Genomic DNA, 14,954 nt, shown 5'->3' on the forward strand with positions numbered 1-14,954 from the left:
TTTTAAACGCCTGTAAAATAAGGAAATTAAAAAGGCGAAACCTAAGCTGCCCCGCATCTGGGTTTTCATACCCGCCGATTATGCGGCCTTTCCTTCGATCTGGTTTTCCAGATCTTCGACCTTCACCTTCTTGCAGTCCGTGCCCCGGTGAATCTTTAATTTGCAGTTTTTCTCGGTGCACAAGATCGGTTGGTCCAGTTGGCATGGCGTATAGAATATTCACTCTTTTTCCAGGGCGGACCCCTTAGCTATATTCGCCCATTCGAGTCAAGCTTTTCGCTGTTCGGGGCAAAGGCACGGAACGCCTCGAGAAGAAGCGCCTCGTCGTCTTTGTCGGGTGCGTTGAAATCTACGATCTCAGTTGGCTCCACATCAAGGGCTGCGGCAATAATAGCCTGCTTCTTGGTGGTGAGTTGACGTGTCCCCTTTTCTAATTGCGCCAAATAAGATCGAGATAAATCAACCTTCACTGAAAGTTCGTCCAGAGTAAGCCCTTTGGCTTGCCGGATTTCTTTAATGCGTATCTTCATGATCGATCTTTGGAGCCATTGTGGAGCCCGCATTGGCGGTTTCTACGGGGTTTGCTGTGCGGTGAGCCGTATCTGCCTTGGAGCCTGTCAATTGGGCCTTGTGGGAGGTTGCGTAGCATCGGTTGAGAACTGCAGGTTCGACGAACTTTGTTGGGGGATGATCCGTTTGATGAGTGCCATTTCCACTGTTTGTTGCATTGGTGGATCGTAAGCTCAGGGCTAGACACTTTCTCGACCAATGGACTTTCCCATGTGCCGTTCTCCTTTGTCTCATTCACTAAGTAAACGTGTCGCAATATGCAGCAACGAAGTGAACATGACGCAAATAGAAGCGCACCATCCGAGTATTCGGTCGGGAAGTCAGGTCGGAAGTCAAAAAGATGCCAGATAACCAATTGTAAATAATAAATAAAAATTAGGCCAGAAACCAGGGTGAAGTCAGGCCGGAAGTCAGTCGGAAGTCATTAATGAAAGAATTAGACAAATACATTGGTGGTGGTGCTAGGGTTTTTGCGTTTACATTTTGTTGCTTAATGCAGATTTTTTGGTCTGTCCTGCGGGCGATCTTGAGGCGCAAGAGGTACCGCCCCCGGAATGAGCAGCCCAACAGGCAATCCAGCACTGGCAGACACCGCCTGGCTCGACAAATTCCGCCTGAACCCGCGTCAGCGGGCCTTTGTGCTTGCCTGCATCGCTGATCCAAACGCGAAACAGGCCGCAATCGACGCCGGATATGCAGAGGGATCAGCAGAGGCCCAAGGTTCGCGATTGTTAAGCAATATTAAGGTTGCCCGCGCCATCGCTGAGGGCCGCAAACAGGTCGAGAGCAAGGCCATGCTGGATGCAGAGGGCATTGCGAACCTCTGGGCCCAAATCGCCCTCGCAGACCCCAACGAGCTTACACAGCACATCATCGCGCCTTGCCGCTACTGCTACGGCATCGACCATCAGTACCAGTGGAAAACAGAACGGGAGTTCACGGAGCGCAAGGCCGAAGTGATCTTCTCGATGTTCTCGGACGGCGACCTGCGAGACGTCGCCACGTCAGGTAAAATCGCAGAGCCGCGAATCCCTGACGACGCTGGCGGCTACGGTTATAGCCTCACAGATCCACCAAACCCGGCCTGTCCCGAGTGTTCCGGCATGGGGATGGAAATCACCCGCATGGCCGACACCCGCAAGTTCAGCCCTGCTGCGCGCCTCCTGTTCGATTGCGTGAAGGAAACCAAGCCGGGCGTTGAGATCAAGATGCAGGACCGTGCCGTGCCTATCTCACCTCAAGTACGATTGCTTTCGCTCCAAGTTCTGGCTCCGCCAAAAGGAATGGCCTGAAGTCCGGAGACTGCTCCACGTCGCGAACGGCTGCGGTACCTTTCGTGGCGAAGGGTCGTGCCGAGAGGAAAAAATGTTTAGAAAGAAGGCCTTTTCGTGCGAGCATTGTCCTCAATTGAACTATTGAAATCAGGCTAAGGAAATATGAACGGCGCTCAATCACTCGTAAAAACCCTTTTGAACAATGGCGTGGATACAGTCTTCGCAAATCCCGGCACCTCGGAAATGCACTTTGTTGCTGCCTTGGATGAACACCCGGAGATGAATTGCATTCTTTGCCTGTTTGAAGGCGGAACAACGGGTGCGGCGGATGGGTTTTTTCGCATGAAACGTGATGTTGCGGGCACGCTGCTGCATCTTGCGCCTGGCTTTGGCAACGCATTTGCCAATCTGCACAATGCCAGGAAAGCGGGGTCCGGGATCGTGAACATCGTGGGTGATCACGCAACGCATCACCTCCGGTACGAAAGCCCTTTGAAGGGAGACATCCTCGGTATCAGCCAAGCGGTCAGTCATTGGACGCGCGTGTCATCCAATTCCACCGACGTGGCTATGAATGGAGCGGCTGCGGTTCAGGCCGCCCGATCGCAAAACGGCCGGGTCGCGACGCTTGTCTTGCCTGCCGACACAGCTTGGAACGAAGCGAACGCAGCGGCAAACCTTTTGGACATCGGAGAAAGCCTCCATCGACCGTCAATAGTCGACATAGAGGCCGCGGCAGCCCGTCTTGTGACGCCGAACGCCGCGCTGATGATTGGCGGATCAGCCCTGTTTGGGCTGCAGCGTGAACTGGCTGGAAAAATTTCTGCCGAGACAGGGTGCCGGTTGTTGGCCGATACTCTGATACCGCGCATTTCCAAAGGCGCAGGAACAGCAAAGCTAGACCAACTGGTCTATCCGATATCGCCCAAGATCGCTCAGCTTGATGCAACGTCTTCGATCACTCTGCTTGGCACAGACAGGCCAGTCGCCTTTTTTGCCTATCCCGGGAAACCGAGCGTGCCCGAACCGCCGAATTGCCCCATTACGGACCTGTGCACGCCCACAGATGATATCGAATGGACGCTGCAAGCGCTCGCCGACGCGGTTGGGGTCACAAGCAAAACGGTGGCAGAAACCCATCCGCTCGATCTGCCGGACGTTCCCAGCGGGCAGTTAACCCTCGAAAAAGTTGGTTTGGCGTTGGCAGCATTGATCCCGGAAAATGCGATCATCTGCAATGAATCTGTAACGTCCGGGTTTTACGTCATTCCACCGACAGCCACAGCTCGCCCGCATGATCTGCTTGCTGGCACCGGCGGAGCGATTGGGCTGTGTTTGCCTTGCGCAACGGGTGCGGCCACCGCCTGCCCGGACCGAAAAGTCATCGCACTGACTGGGGATGGGTCGGCCATGTACACGCTACAATCACTGTGGACTATGGCGCGGGAAAATCTCGACGTCACGGTGATCGTATTTGCAAACCGCGGGTATCAAATTCTGCGGGATGAACTCACAAATGTCGGTGTAGCGAGCTATGGTCAGAATGCTCAGGCTATGTTTGACGTGGAGAACCCGACACTGGACTGGGTTTCTCTGGCGAAAGGCCACGGTGTTCCTGGGACACGCGCGGATGACATGGACAGCTTTGCGAAGGCGCTCTCTGCCGGTCTCTCCAGCGACGGTCCATCTCTGATCGAAGTTGTGTGTCCCCCGCCAGCATGAGTATTGTGACACGGAACCTGACGAGCAGATGAGACTAGGGGTGCAAAGTGCGGATCGGTATAAGTTGATGCTGTGAAAAGACTTTGCGATGGTTCAAACGGCGGTGAAATTGCCGCTTTGTCCGCGTATAACTCGTTCACGCCGAGTGCAGCGAAAGACTGCAGTGAGCCCATTTTGCCGATTGCTGCAATGTGCACGAATGACCGCTGAACAAGTGCAGGCAAGTGCCCAGCGTTCGCTTGTCAGCTAAATGCAATGCTGATGGAATAATACGGTGTCCCCGAAAGCCAAATGCTTGGCGAAAATAATCAAACTAGCGGCTGATAAAACATAGCTCCGAATCCCACTTGAAATAGGTTTAACCTAACATCGGAGACGCAATCATGACTGATTCAGAAACAATTTTCTTTGGCTACCATGCTGATCCATCGCGCTCCAGCTCATTGCAGGCTGCTGCCTACACCGAGCGCAAGTGGTTTGACGCAGACCTTCGCGCCATCCTCTCCAAAACTTGGCAATGGGTATGTCATGTCGAGAAAACACGTGAGCCGGGATCTTATGTAACAGTGGATATTGCCGGCCAACCCATTGCAGTTGTGCGTGATAAAGAGGGTAAGCTTCGTGCCTTTTATAATGTCTGCAAACACCGTGCGCATGAATTGCTGTCGGGCGAAGGCAATACAACGCGGATCATGTGCCCCTATCATGCTTGGGTCTATAGGCTTGATGGGCAATTGGCCCGTGCACCACATACCGAAAACCTCGAAGATTTCAGGAAAGACGAGATTTGTCTCGATGGAGTGCAGGTCGAGGAATTTTGCGGCTTTGTTTTCGTCAATTTGGATCCAATGGCAGCTTCTTTGTCAGAACAATCCGGCAACTTGGAAACCGAAGTGCGCCATTGGGCACCGGATGTGGATCAACTCACTTTTGGCCATCGTCTGACCTATGACATCAAATCCAACTGGAAGAACGTCGTGGACAACTTCCTAGAGTGCTATCACTGTCCTACAGCGCACAAGGATTTTTGTGACCTCGTGGATATGGATACCTACAAGGTTACGACCTACGGCATTTACTCCAGCCATATGGCTGACGCGGGCACAAGTCCGAATTCCGCTTATGACGTGTCGAATGCCACCGTGAAAACCCATGCGGTTTGGTGGCTCTATCCGACGACCTGCCTGATGCGGTATCCGGGACGGTCAAGCATGATCGTGTTGAACATCATCCCTGTTGGGCCAGATCGCACGCTTGAAACTTATGACTTCTTCCTAGAGACGCCGGAACCAGACGCGATGGAGTTGGACGCAATTCGTTATCTGGACGAAGTTCTTCAGGTCGAAGATATCAGCCTTGTCGAAAGTGTGCAGCGCGGGATGAACACACCTGCGTTCACCCAAGGTCGGATCGTCAATGACCCGGATGGTTCCGGCAAGTCCGAGCACGCCGTACATCACTTCCATGGCCTAGTCCTGGATGCTTACGCAAAAGGTGCTGCGTGACGCGGCCAAACATCCTCGTGATAATGGCGGACCAATTGGCACCGCACTTTACTGGGGTATACGGGCACAAGGTTGCCAAGACACCCCACCTTGATGCGTTGGCCGCGCGCGGCATGCGCTTTGATGCGGCTTACTGCAATTCTCCACTCTGTGCACCTTCACGGTTTGCTTTTATGTCGGGCCAGCACATCAGTCGCATTGCAGCTTATGACAATGCATCTGAGTTCAGAGCCTCGGTGCCAACATTTGCGCATTACCTTAAATCGCTAGGCTACAGGACCTGCCTTTCAGGCAAGATGCATTTCGTAGGCCCAGATCAAATGCATGGGTTCGAAGACAGGGTAACAACCGATATCTACCCCGCAGATTTCGCATGGACCCCGGATTGGGAAGCGCCTGATGAGCGGATCGATAAGTGGTATCATAATATGCAGACCGTCAAGGAAAGCGGTTTGGCCCATGCGACCTTCCAGATCGACTATGACGATGAAGTTGGCTTTGCCGCCAATCGCTGGCTCTTTGATGTCGCCCGAGACAAAGCACGTGGGAACGATGCGCCCTTTGCGATGGTGGTAAGCTTCATTCACCCGCATGATCCTTACGTTGCGCGACCCGAATGGTGGAATCTCTATTCGGAAGATGAGATCGACATGCCGTCCTTTACACCCGCGATAGAGGATCAGGACCCGTTCTCGCGTCGATTGATGGATGGGATCGAAGCATCATATGTGCCGCTCAGTGATGAAGAAATCCGTCGCGCGCGTCATGCTTATCTGGCCAATGTCAGCTACTTCGACAGCAAGATCGGGGAGCTGATTCAGACCCTCGAAGAGACGGGCGAGTTGGACAATACCATAGTGTTTGTAACTGCGGATCACGGCGACATGCTGGGAGAACGTGGGCTGTGGTATAAAATGAATTTCTTTGAACACTCTGCGCGCGTTCCACTGGTCATGGCCGGGCTGGGCGTTGCAGTAGGGACAACGCAGAATGCAGTGTCGCTGGTCGATTTGCTGCCGACCTTTATCGATATTGGCGGCGGTAACGAGACGATGATCGGAGAGCCGATCGACGGCCGCAGTCTAATGCCTTTGGCCCGTGGCGAATACGACCCAGTTGATGAAGCCATCGGTGAGTATTGTGCCGAGATGACGGGCTATCCCGTAATCATGATCCGGCGCGGCCCTTTAAAATACATTCATTGCGACAGCGATCCGCCGCAGCTCTACGACCTAAACGCTGACCCGCTGGAAACAAAAAATGTCGCCACAGACCCTGACTATGCTGACCCGGCAGCCCGCTTTGCAGCCGAAGTCGCGGAACGGTGGGACGGTAGTGAATTGCGAAAGAAGATTATCGCCACGCAGAGATCACGCCGCGCGTTACATGCCGCGATGGAAGCAGGTGCCAGCGAGCCATGGGATTACAACCCACCATCTGATGCAAGTCAGCAGTATGTCCGCAACAACTTGGATTGGACGGTGGCCGCGAGTCGCTACCGCTATCCGCCTTCGAAGGATTGAAACCAATGATGTTGAACGGAAAAATTGCCCTTGTGACCGGCGCGCGCGGTGGCATCGGGCGTGCAATTGTCGCGCGGTTCCTAAAAGAAGGGGCAACAGTATTTGCAGCTGACCTCACACCGGAAGGATCGTTAGACCAGCACGACGAAGATGGCAGTCATTTTGTTAAACTGGATGTCACGCGAGAGGCAGATGCGATTGCAGCGATGGATCACGTGCGCGCCGCACAGGGAAAGTTGGACATCCTTGTGAACGCGGCGGGGATCGAGATCGAAAAAACGGTTGAAGAGACCACGCTGGAGGAATGGAACCAAAGCTTTGCGGTTAATTCCACAGGCACGTTCCTGACCTCGAAATATGCCATCCCGTTGATGCGCGAAGCGGCGAAATCAGGCAACAGCGCAAGCCTCATCAATTTTGGCTCCTACGATGGGTTCATTGCTGATCCGGGTCTTGCGGCCTATTGCGCAACCAAAGGTGCAGTACACGCTTTGACCCGCGCAATGGCTTGCGATCATGGCCCCGAAGGTATCCGCGTAAACGCCATCTGCCCCGGCTATATCGATACCCCAATGCTGCAGGGCTTCTTCAACGGAGATGGATCTGGTGGCGGCGGCGGCAATATTGAAACGCTGCAACAGGCCGTGCGCGATGTTCATCCGACGCGCACCTACGGGACGCCACAGGACATTGCAAACCTGGTTAACTGGCTTGCTTCCGACGAAGCACGGTATGCCTCTGGCCAGTTGTGGGTTCTGGACGGGGGGCTGTCTGCACAAGTGCAGCAGATGAAACTCTGATGCCCAAATCCGTCATCATCACCTGCGCACCCACAGGGGGCATCCATACGCCGTCGATGTCACCACATCTGCCGATTACGCCCGCCGAGATCGCGACAGCAAGTATTGAAGCGGCCCAAGCCGGAGCGTCGATCATTCACTTGCATGCACGGCATCCAGAGACCGGCAAACCCGACCCCCGCCCCGAGCTGTTTCAGCAATTTTTACCTGTGATCAAACAGTCCACTGATGTGGTGATGAATGTCTCTACCGGCGGCGGTTTGGGTATGTCGATGGATGAGCGCCTGCTGGCGGCGACCTCGACTAGCCCAGAGATGGCATCTCTCAACATGGGTTCCATGAACTTTGGCATCTTTCCGATGCTGCAGAAATACACTGAGTTCCAGCACGATTGGGAACAGCCATTCCTGGAGATGACAGAGGACTTCATCTTTCCCAACACCTTCAAAACAATTCGTTACGCCATTGAAAAACTTGGTGGTGATCATGGCACCAAGTTCGAGTTCGAATGCTATGATCTTGGCCATCTCTACAACGTCAAATGGTTCGTGGATCAAGGCCTGATCAAACCGCCTTTTTTCATTCAGATGGTGTTCGGCATCTTGGGTGGCGTTGGCGCGGATGCAGACCATCTAACCCACATGCACAACACAGCGGACAAGCTGTTCGGGGCAGAGAACTACGAATGGTCTGTCCTTGCCGCTGGCCGTCACCAAATGCCTTTTGCGACCCAAAGTGCATTGCGCGGCGGCAACCTTCGGGTGGGTCTCGAAGACAGCCTGTTCATCGGCAAAGGTGAGTTGGCCAGATCTAACGCGGAGCAGGTCACGCGCATCCGATCAATTATTGAAAACCTTGGCCTAACCGTCGCGACCCCAGCTGAGGCGCGCGCGCGGCTTACACTTAAGGGCGGCGATCAGGTTGGGTTCTAAGGAGACGCATATGCAGACCAAAATGTTGATCAACGGTGAAATGGTGGAAGGTACCGGGGAAGCCTTGCACATCCTGAACCCTGCAACAGGCGAGACTTTAGGCGAAGTAAAAGAGGCCAGCGATGCACAGATCGAGGCGGCCGTGCGCGGCTCGACAGAGGCATTTGAAGCTTTTTCAACCTCGCCCCCTGCAGAACGTGCCGCGATGTTGCGTCACATAGCTGATGTTATCGAGGCGAACAGCCAGGAGTTGGCAGAACTTGAAAGCCTGGATGTGGGAAAGCCTTGGCCATCCGCTCATGATGACGAGATGCCGCTGACGATTGATGTCTTTCGCTTTTTCGCTGGTGCTGCGCGCACCATGATGGGCTCTGCTGCTGGCGAATATGTTGCGGGTCATACCTCGATGATCCGGCGTGACCCCATTGGCCCTGTCGCGGCCATCGCCCCCTGGAACTACCCGCTGATGATGGCATCCTGGAAAATTGCTGCACCAATTGCGGCAGGATGTTCGGTGGTGTTGAAACCTTCCGAGATCACGCCGCTATCTACTTTGCGACTTGCAGAATTGTTACAAGATGTTCTGCCAAAAGGCGTGCTAAACGTGATCCATGGTCGCGGGCCCGGCGTGGGAAATACCCTGATGAACAGCCCACAGATGGAAGGGATCAGCGTTACGGGATCGCCGGCGACCGGCATGGCCGCAATGCGGGCAGCGTCCCAGCAGATTAGACACGTTCATCTGGAGTTGGGCGGCAAAGCACCGGTCATTGTCTTTGATGATGCTGATCTTGACGCCGTGGCCGAGACGATCCGTTATGGCAGTTACTTCAATGCCGGTCAGGACTGCGCACAGCCTTGCCGCGTGATGGTCGCAGACAGTGCCTACGACAGGCTTGTGGCAGCCCTTGCTGATCAGGTCGCTCAGATCCAGATTGGTGCGCCGAAAGCCGAGGGAACAGAAATGGGTCCCCTGGTTTCTGCCACTCAGCGAGATCGAGTTGCAGGTTTTGTAGACCGAGCGCGAGGCAATTCTGAAGTCGTTGCAGGGGGGACGTTTGGCGAAGAATACGGGTTTTTCTACCAGCCGACAGTCATCGCCGACGTAGACAATACTGCGGAGATAGCTTGCAACGAGGTGTTTGGACCTGTTGTAACTGTCTCCCGTTTTTCTGACGCAGAAGAGGCGTTGAAGATTGCCAACAACGGGCCTTACGGGTTGGCCTCATCGGTCTGGACACGGGATGTTGGACGCGCGATGCAAATGACGTCCAAGCTGCGCTATGGGTTTACGTGGGTAAACACGCATGGGGTCGCGACCCCCGAGATGCCATGGGCCGCGATGAAAGGCTCGGGCACGGGCAGCGATATGTCGGTCTATGCATTGGATGCTTATACTGCGATCCGTCACGTCATGGTGGCACACTGATGCGGTTGGCTGGAAAACGCGCCTTTGTTACAGGCGGCAAGCAGGGAATTGGGCGGGGTATTGTTGAGGCGTTCATGGCTGAAGGGGCCGCTGTCACTACCTGTGGGCGCGGCCCTCAACCCGATGATCTGCCGGAAAACGTAATTTGGTACACACTGGATGTGTCCGACGCCGAAGCCGTTGCACAGATCGTCAGTATAGTCGGTGGGACCGATATCCTTGTAAACAATGCCGGCGTTCAGGTCGAAAAAACAGTGACCGAAAGCACAGACGCGGATTGGGACTTAGTGATGGGCGTAAATGCGCGAGGCGTTTTTAGCTGTTGTCGTGCCTTCATTCCAGAGATGTCGCAAGGTGGCTCGATCATCAACATCGGTTCGATCTCGGGCAATGCCGCAGACCCATCGATGGCGCTCTACAATGCGTCAAAAGCGTTTGTGCATGGGCTCACACGCTCTATTGCAGTGGACCACGGACCAGCGGTGCGCTGCAATGCGATCTGCCCGGGATGGATTGAAACGGGCATGCTGGACGCAGCGTTCGACCTCGCGCATGACCCAGAAAAGGCCAAATCCGACGCGCTGGCCCGCCACGCGGTCAAACGCTTTGGCAAACCTGCCGATATTGCAGCGATGGCTGTGTGGCTGGCCTCTGACGAATCGTCTTTTGCAACCGGCCAGTTGTTCACAGTGGACGGTGGCCTGACGGCGGCCTCCCCACTTAATCCGGGACTGTTATGATGCCAGAAATTGAAAGAACCGCCATTCTTGGAGCCGGTGTGATAGGGGCAAGCTGGGCAGCGTTGTTTCTCGCCTCGGGCCGTAGCGTGACGGTCTTTGATCTCGATCCGAATACCGAAGCATCCGTTCGCTCTTATATCCAAAAGGCCTGGCCGGCATTGGACGAATTGAATCTCACAGATAGGGCCACACCTGACGCTATCACTTTCGTTTCAACCGCCGAGGCGGCTGTCCAGGGCGCACAATTCGTTCAGGAGAACGTGCCAGAAAGACTGCCAATTAAGCATTCGACCTATGCCGGGATTGAGCCAGAGTTGAACCCTGATGCAATAGTTTCAAGCTCAACTTCCGGCCTGACGCTTGAAGCTTTGCAAGAGGGATGGCGCGATCCCAGCAAATTGATCCTAGGTCATCCATTTAACCCACCGCATCTCATCCCACTGGTCGAATTGACCGTCAACGAATCCACCGGTTCAGATGTTTTGGACCGCACAGAAGCTTTCTACAAAGACATTGGTAAAATTACGATCCGGATCAAGAAGGGCATGCCAGGACATGTCGCGAACCGTTTGCAAGCCGCGGTTTGGCGCGAGGCCGTTCATATGGCGGTCGAAGGTGTTGCCAGTGTCGAAGACATCGATAAAGCGATGTGGGCTGGCCCGGGACTGCGATGGGCGGCGATGGGTCCGACGACGCTTTTCCACCTGGGTGCAGGCGACGGCGGTCTGCGGGCCTTCTGTGACCATTTCAAGGATACATTCAATGGCTGGTGGGACGACCTGGGCGACCCTCGTCTTGATGAGGATGTCATCAATAAACTGGTCGATGGCATTAACGATCAAACTCAGGGGCAAAGTACCGAAGAGTTATCAGCGCGACGCGACAAGATGCTTACGGCGATGCAAAAAGCTACCCAACACCTTCGGACTTGATGTCGGGATTGAACATCGGCCAAGCGCGAAACTCAAACGGGGTGCGGCCTTCAATGCGATCCGCACTGGGTGTCAATCCAAATCGTTTGCGGTATGCCCGGCTGAAATGAACCTGTCCATTAAACCCTGATGCTTCCGCAATCTCGCTGAACTTAAGCTCAGTTTGCGTCACTAATCCGCGCGCGCGATCAAGGCGAATGTCGCGGTAATACTCGATCGGCGACTTATGGACAAATTGCTGAAACAATCGGCTAAGTTGTCGTTGCGAAATCTTCAACCTCGCTGATATTTCAGGGATCGACAAAGTGGCTTCCAAGTGCGCCTCCATCAAATCGATCGCGTCCCTTACCACCCCAGAGGTGACGTACCCCAGCGGTTCCATGTCTTTGGGGTTCTGTGATTGGCCTTCTCCGCGCACATTGTGATGAAAAAGGTATCGAGCAGATGCATTGGCGATACTCTCACCAGCGACGGAATGTACAAACCGCAGTCCCAGATCTGTTGCTGCAGAACCCCCGCAACAAGTGAAAATCTTTCCATCCATAATAATCATGTTCTCTGACACGGTGGTGTCATGGGCCGTTTCGGCAAAGGCGTCGATGTGTTCATAGTGAACCGTTGCGGTCTTTCCTTTGAGTAGTCCAGCCGTCGCAAGAACAATCGCGCCAGTATCCAAACCTCCAACGATTGCTCCACCCGATTCCCATTTCTGTAGTGCTACCTTGAACTGAGGTGTCCCGTGACGCTCAGGTGTCCAACTTGTACTCACCAGAACCATCCAAGGCTTGCGCCTCACCACCTCCGCCAATGGGGCAGTGTCAACGACCAAGCCGCTGCTCGATTCAATTGGACCACCAGGGTCTGAGACATAAGTCCAAGAAAATCGAGCTGAACCCGTCAGGTAATTTGCTACTCTGAATGGATCCACGAAAGACGTTGTCGCCGAAACATTAAAATGCGAACTCACCAAAACAACTATGTCTAGCTTGCGATCTATTGGCTGCGTCATGGCCGATTTTGTAAAACAGCGTCCAAAATTGTCAATTATGTTTCGGAAATTCGCAAAAGACACCAAAGTGCTGAGCCAAGCACTGCCTAAGTGCGGAGGCTAGGCCGAGGAGATCAGATCTCAATCAGTTTCTGAAGCTAGAAAGCCGAGATTCGCTCCACCGCAGCGAAGGCTCACTTTGTCCGCACAGCAGACGCTCACGAGTACTTTGCGAATAACCAAACCGAGCCCACAACAGACGTCGCAGTTTCGCGCATCACGCAGGAATATCCGAGGGCGAAAGTCGCGTAGCGCGCAACAAATCGGCACCGAAGAATGTTATGGTTACGGATAGTTGTCTAGGTTGGCTAGTGCGCTTCCTATACGGACAGCCGATGAGTGAAGACAAAACATAACATCCAGACAAACGTGAAAATTAAAGACTGTACCTTCGGCCTCTCCAGTCGGGTTTAGGTGCCGACAATTTGGCATCTCCGTTCTGGGAGCTAATTCACTTATGAAATTATTACCCCACCCTGCTTCACCAAGAGGTCAACAATTGCGTCGACCCCTTTTTTGTGGCGAAGGGACGAGAACAAAAATGGCCGCCCTTTGCGCATTCTGGCTGCATCTCGTTCCATTACCTCCAGTGAAGCGCCTACATGCGGCGCCAGATCGGTTTTGTTTATGACCAGGATGTCGGATTTTGTTATTGCCGGTCCGCCTTTTCGCGGGATTTCCTCTCCAGCGGCGACGTCGATCACATAGATTGTAAGGTCTGCGAGTTCCGGGCTGAAAGTAGCCGACAGATTGTCGCCGCCGCTTTCGATCAGAACGATATCAAGATCGGGATGGCGTTCCTGCATTTCAGCGACAGCTGCAAGGTTTATCGATGCGTCCTCGCGGATTGCTGTATGTGGGCAACCGCCCGTTTCGACGCCGATAATCCGATCTTGGGGAAGGACCTGCATGCGCACCAGCGCTTCGGCATCCTCCTGCGTGTAAATGTCATTGGTGATGACGCTCACTGAACAAGCATCGCGCAGGGCTTCAGACAAGGCAGCGGTCAAAGTGGTCTTTCCGGCTCCAACCGGACCGCCGATGCCAACGCGAAGAGGGCCGTTCATACTGCTCATGTTCGGAATATCCTTGAATACTGTATTTCGTGTCTCATCGACGCGATGTCCGTCAGGAACGCAGTCGAACTCAATTCTTCCAAGCCTGCCATTTGCGCCTTTTCGACGATATGAGCACATAGCGGTGTCAAATTACGGATTAGTTTCTGCGCGTCGGTTTGCCCCAGCGGCACAAGACGCGTTGCGCAAGCGACCAAGTTGCTTGCGAATGCTTGTAGATACATCTTCGTCGTCAGCAGTAGGGGGAGTTTTTGTAGACGCGCGGCGTGACCTACTGAAACTGGGTAGGAAAGCTGTTGGATGTCTATATCCCAGACCTCTCCTGTGACAGTCCCGAATGCCTGTCCCAGCAGTTCGGTTTCCATTTTCCTTTCGGATGACGCGCAGATAGCCCGTGCCTTGGCATCGATGCTAAAAAGTTCATCTTTGTCCCGCGCGTTGTATGCGGACACCACGAACAGAGTATCATTCCATCCAGATCCGTGTTCCAGCGCATCTGAAACCCAGGCTTCGGCGTCTTGGGAACTGGCGACCGCTCCTTCGTCAATTGCAGCTTCCAACCCATGAGAATAAGCAAATCCCCCCACAGGGTATGCCGGAGACAACCACTGGGTCAGCGTCAGGATATCGGCGTCAGTGGGCGTGGCCATGTGTCCTGCCGTGGCCATAGGCTCCGCCTTCGGGGTTGAACGGTTCGTGCACCTCGCGCACTGCGGCTCCGATTTTCAATAGCATATCTCGGATCACATGATCGATCTGGATCAGCAGACGATCCTTTTCGATCTGGCAGGGCGTGTGGCGATTGCCAATATGCCACGCGATGCGTGTCAGGTCCGGAGCGGAAACCTCAAGCAGTGCTTCGGGTGCAGCCTGTATTTCCACTTCGCGACCGTCGTCCAGAATCAACGTGCCACCGTGGTTCAACGAGGTGGTTTGCGCCAGATCGACGAGTATTTGTTCGCCACTTTCACAGGTCAGAACCTTGCGACGCAAAAAACGATCGTCATAAGTCAGCGACAGGCAATCTGCGGAGTCGCTGTGCATATGATCCGAGTAACGGCGTGCGGTGCAGAGCAGGGCGGTCATACCGTCGCCTCCTCTGGAGCAGAAATAGTCAGAGCCAGATTGAATCCGCAAACACCCGGTGCACGATCCGTTCGCGTGATAGGCCGCGTTTTTTCAACTCTTCGTCGCTGAGCGATTGCAGGAATTCGACTTGCCGAACGCGCGATTGAGCTTCGGCCACACTGATCAGAGCCCCGTAGACTGATGCTGTGATGGACGCGATCAGACCGGGCAGCGAAAAGCGTGCGTGAGATTGTGTTGCTGAGTGTGCCATTTGGACCCTCGTAAACGTTGGTCCTCCCTTGGGCATTAATATCTGTCATATCGGCCTCACATTG

General features: G+C 54.1%; 15 protein-coding genes. 9 read left to right on the forward strand and 6 right to left on the reverse strand.

What is annotated here, in order from left to right:
- Positions 1-248: 248 nt before the first annotated feature.
- Positions 249-530, reverse strand: coding sequence for a helix-turn-helix domain-containing protein (locus AC2FEB_RS09680; protein ID WP_496674061.1), 282 nt, complete (start codon positions 528-530; stop codon positions 249-251).
- 594 nt (positions 531-1,124) lie between these two features.
- Between AC2FEB_RS09680 and AC2FEB_RS09685 the strand changes: the two genes are divergently transcribed.
- From AC2FEB_RS09685 to AC2FEB_RS09725, 9 genes are all read left to right on the forward strand, one after another.
- Complete coding sequence (locus tag AC2FEB_RS09685; protein ID WP_496674064.1) at positions 1,125-1,862, forward strand: terminase small subunit; 738 nt, start codon at positions 1,125-1,127, stop codon at positions 1,860-1,862.
- Positions 1,863-2,006: 144 nt separating this feature from the next.
- Entirely contained in the window at positions 2,007-3,566 is a 1,560-nt protein-coding gene (locus AC2FEB_RS09690; RefSeq protein ID WP_496674067.1) for an acetolactate synthase large subunit, read from the forward strand.
- Positions 3,567-3,949: 383 nt separating this feature from the next.
- Positions 3,950-5,071, forward strand: a complete 1,122-nt coding sequence (locus tag AC2FEB_RS09695) for an aromatic ring-hydroxylating oxygenase subunit alpha (protein WP_496674069.1) — start codon at positions 3,950-3,952, stop codon at positions 5,069-5,071.
- 23 nt (positions 5,072-5,094) lie between these two features.
- Positions 5,095-6,594 (forward strand): choline-sulfatase, encoded by a 1,500-nt coding sequence (betC, locus tag AC2FEB_RS09700; protein ID WP_496674128.1) that lies wholly within the window; start codon positions 5,095-5,097, stop codon positions 6,592-6,594.
- 5 nt (positions 6,595-6,599) lie between these two features.
- Entirely contained in the window at positions 6,600-7,394 is a 795-nt protein-coding gene (locus AC2FEB_RS09705; protein ID WP_496674072.1) for an SDR family NAD(P)-dependent oxidoreductase, read from the forward strand.
- Complete coding sequence (gene kce / locus AC2FEB_RS09710) at positions 7,394-8,326, forward strand: 3,5-dioxohexanoate:acetyl-CoA acetone transferase (protein ID WP_496674075.1); 933 nt, start codon at positions 7,394-7,396, stop codon at positions 8,324-8,326. Before AC2FEB_RS09705 ends, kce begins: the two co-directional genes overlap by 1 nt.
- A 10-nt stretch (positions 8,327-8,336) precedes the next feature.
- Positions 8,337-9,755, forward strand: a complete 1,419-nt coding sequence (locus AC2FEB_RS09715) for a gamma-aminobutyraldehyde dehydrogenase (protein WP_496674078.1) — start codon at positions 8,337-8,339, stop codon at positions 9,753-9,755.
- Positions 9,755-10,495 (forward strand): SDR family NAD(P)-dependent oxidoreductase, encoded by a 741-nt coding sequence (locus AC2FEB_RS09720; protein ID WP_496674081.1) that lies wholly within the window; start codon positions 9,755-9,757, stop codon positions 10,493-10,495. The genes AC2FEB_RS09715 and AC2FEB_RS09720 overlap by 1 nt, the downstream gene beginning before the upstream one ends.
- Complete coding sequence (locus AC2FEB_RS09725) at positions 10,495-11,427, forward strand: 3-hydroxyacyl-CoA dehydrogenase NAD-binding domain-containing protein (protein ID WP_496674084.1); 933 nt, start codon at positions 10,495-10,497, stop codon at positions 11,425-11,427. The genes AC2FEB_RS09720 and AC2FEB_RS09725 overlap by 1 nt, the downstream gene beginning before the upstream one ends.
- Here AC2FEB_RS09725 and AC2FEB_RS09730 read toward each other — a convergent pair.
- From AC2FEB_RS09730 to AC2FEB_RS09750, 5 genes are all read right to left on the reverse strand, one after another.
- Positions 11,405-12,436, reverse strand: a complete 1,032-nt coding sequence (locus AC2FEB_RS09730) for a GlxA family transcriptional regulator (RefSeq protein ID WP_117869596.1) — start codon at positions 12,434-12,436, stop codon at positions 11,405-11,407. The two genes, AC2FEB_RS09725 and AC2FEB_RS09730, sit on opposite strands and share 23 nt — an antisense overlap.
- Positions 12,437-12,930: 494 nt before the next feature.
- A complete protein-coding gene (ureG, locus tag AC2FEB_RS09735; RefSeq protein WP_496884009.1) occupies positions 12,931-13,551 on the reverse strand; it encodes an urease accessory protein UreG in 621 nt (206 codons plus the stop codon).
- Positions 13,548-14,201 (reverse strand): urease accessory protein UreF, encoded by a 654-nt coding sequence (locus AC2FEB_RS09740; protein ID WP_496674089.1) that lies wholly within the window; start codon positions 14,199-14,201, stop codon positions 13,548-13,550. The genes ureG and AC2FEB_RS09740 overlap by 4 nt, the downstream gene beginning before the upstream one ends.
- Positions 14,185-14,637: an urease accessory protein UreE gene (locus tag AC2FEB_RS09745; protein WP_117869593.1), complete on the reverse strand. Its 453-nt coding sequence runs from the start codon at positions 14,635-14,637 to the stop codon at positions 14,185-14,187. The genes AC2FEB_RS09740 and AC2FEB_RS09745 overlap by 17 nt, the downstream gene beginning before the upstream one ends.
- Before the next feature lie 28 nt (positions 14,638-14,665).
- Entirely contained in the window at positions 14,666-14,890 is a 225-nt protein-coding gene (locus tag AC2FEB_RS09750; protein ID WP_117869592.1) for a DUF1127 domain-containing protein, read from the reverse strand.
- Positions 14,891-14,954 lie beyond the last annotated feature (64 nt).

The sequence above is a fragment of the Ruegeria sp. YTSC106 genome (assembly GCF_059609765.1).

Coding starts and splice junctions, on each gene's coding strand:
- AC2FEB_RS09680 (WP_496674061.1), bottom strand. CDS start 530: ATGAAGATACGCATTAAAGAAATCCGGCAAGCCAAAGGGCTTACTCTG.
- AC2FEB_RS09685 (WP_496674064.1), top strand. CDS start 1,125: ATGAGCAGCCCAACAGGCAATCCAGCACTGGCAGACACCGCCTGGCTC.
- AC2FEB_RS09690 (WP_496674067.1), top strand. CDS start 2,007: ATGAACGGCGCTCAATCACTCGTAAAAACCCTTTTGAACAATGGCGTG.
- AC2FEB_RS09695 (WP_496674069.1), top strand. CDS start 3,950: ATGACTGATTCAGAAACAATTTTCTTTGGCTACCATGCTGATCCATCG.
- betC (WP_496674128.1), top strand. CDS start 5,095: ATGGCGGACCAATTGGCACCGCACTTTACTGGGGTATACGGGCACAAG.
- AC2FEB_RS09705 (WP_496674072.1), top strand. CDS start 6,600: ATGATGTTGAACGGAAAAATTGCCCTTGTGACCGGCGCGCGCGGTGGC.
- kce (WP_496674075.1), top strand. CDS start 7,394: ATGCCCAAATCCGTCATCATCACCTGCGCACCCACAGGGGGCATCCAT.
- AC2FEB_RS09715 (WP_496674078.1), top strand. CDS start 8,337: ATGCAGACCAAAATGTTGATCAACGGTGAAATGGTGGAAGGTACCGGG.
- AC2FEB_RS09720 (WP_496674081.1), top strand. CDS start 9,755: ATGCGGTTGGCTGGAAAACGCGCCTTTGTTACAGGCGGCAAGCAGGGA.
- AC2FEB_RS09725 (WP_496674084.1), top strand. CDS start 10,495: ATGCCAGAAATTGAAAGAACCGCCATTCTTGGAGCCGGTGTGATAGGG.
- AC2FEB_RS09730 (WP_117869596.1), bottom strand. CDS start 12,436: ATGACGCAGCCAATAGATCGCAAGCTAGACATAGTTGTTTTGGTGAGT.
- ureG (WP_496884009.1), bottom strand. CDS start 13,551: ATGAGCAGTATGAACGGCCCTCTTCGCGTTGGCATCGGCGGTCCGGTT.
- AC2FEB_RS09740 (WP_496674089.1), bottom strand. CDS start 14,201: ATGGCCACGCCCACTGACGCCGATATCCTGACGCTGACCCAGTGGTTG.
- AC2FEB_RS09745 (WP_117869593.1), bottom strand. CDS start 14,637: ATGACCGCCCTGCTCTGCACCGCACGCCGTTACTCGGATCATATGCAC.
- AC2FEB_RS09750 (WP_117869592.1), bottom strand. CDS start 14,890: ATGGCACACTCAGCAACACAATCTCACGCACGCTTTTCGCTGCCCGGT.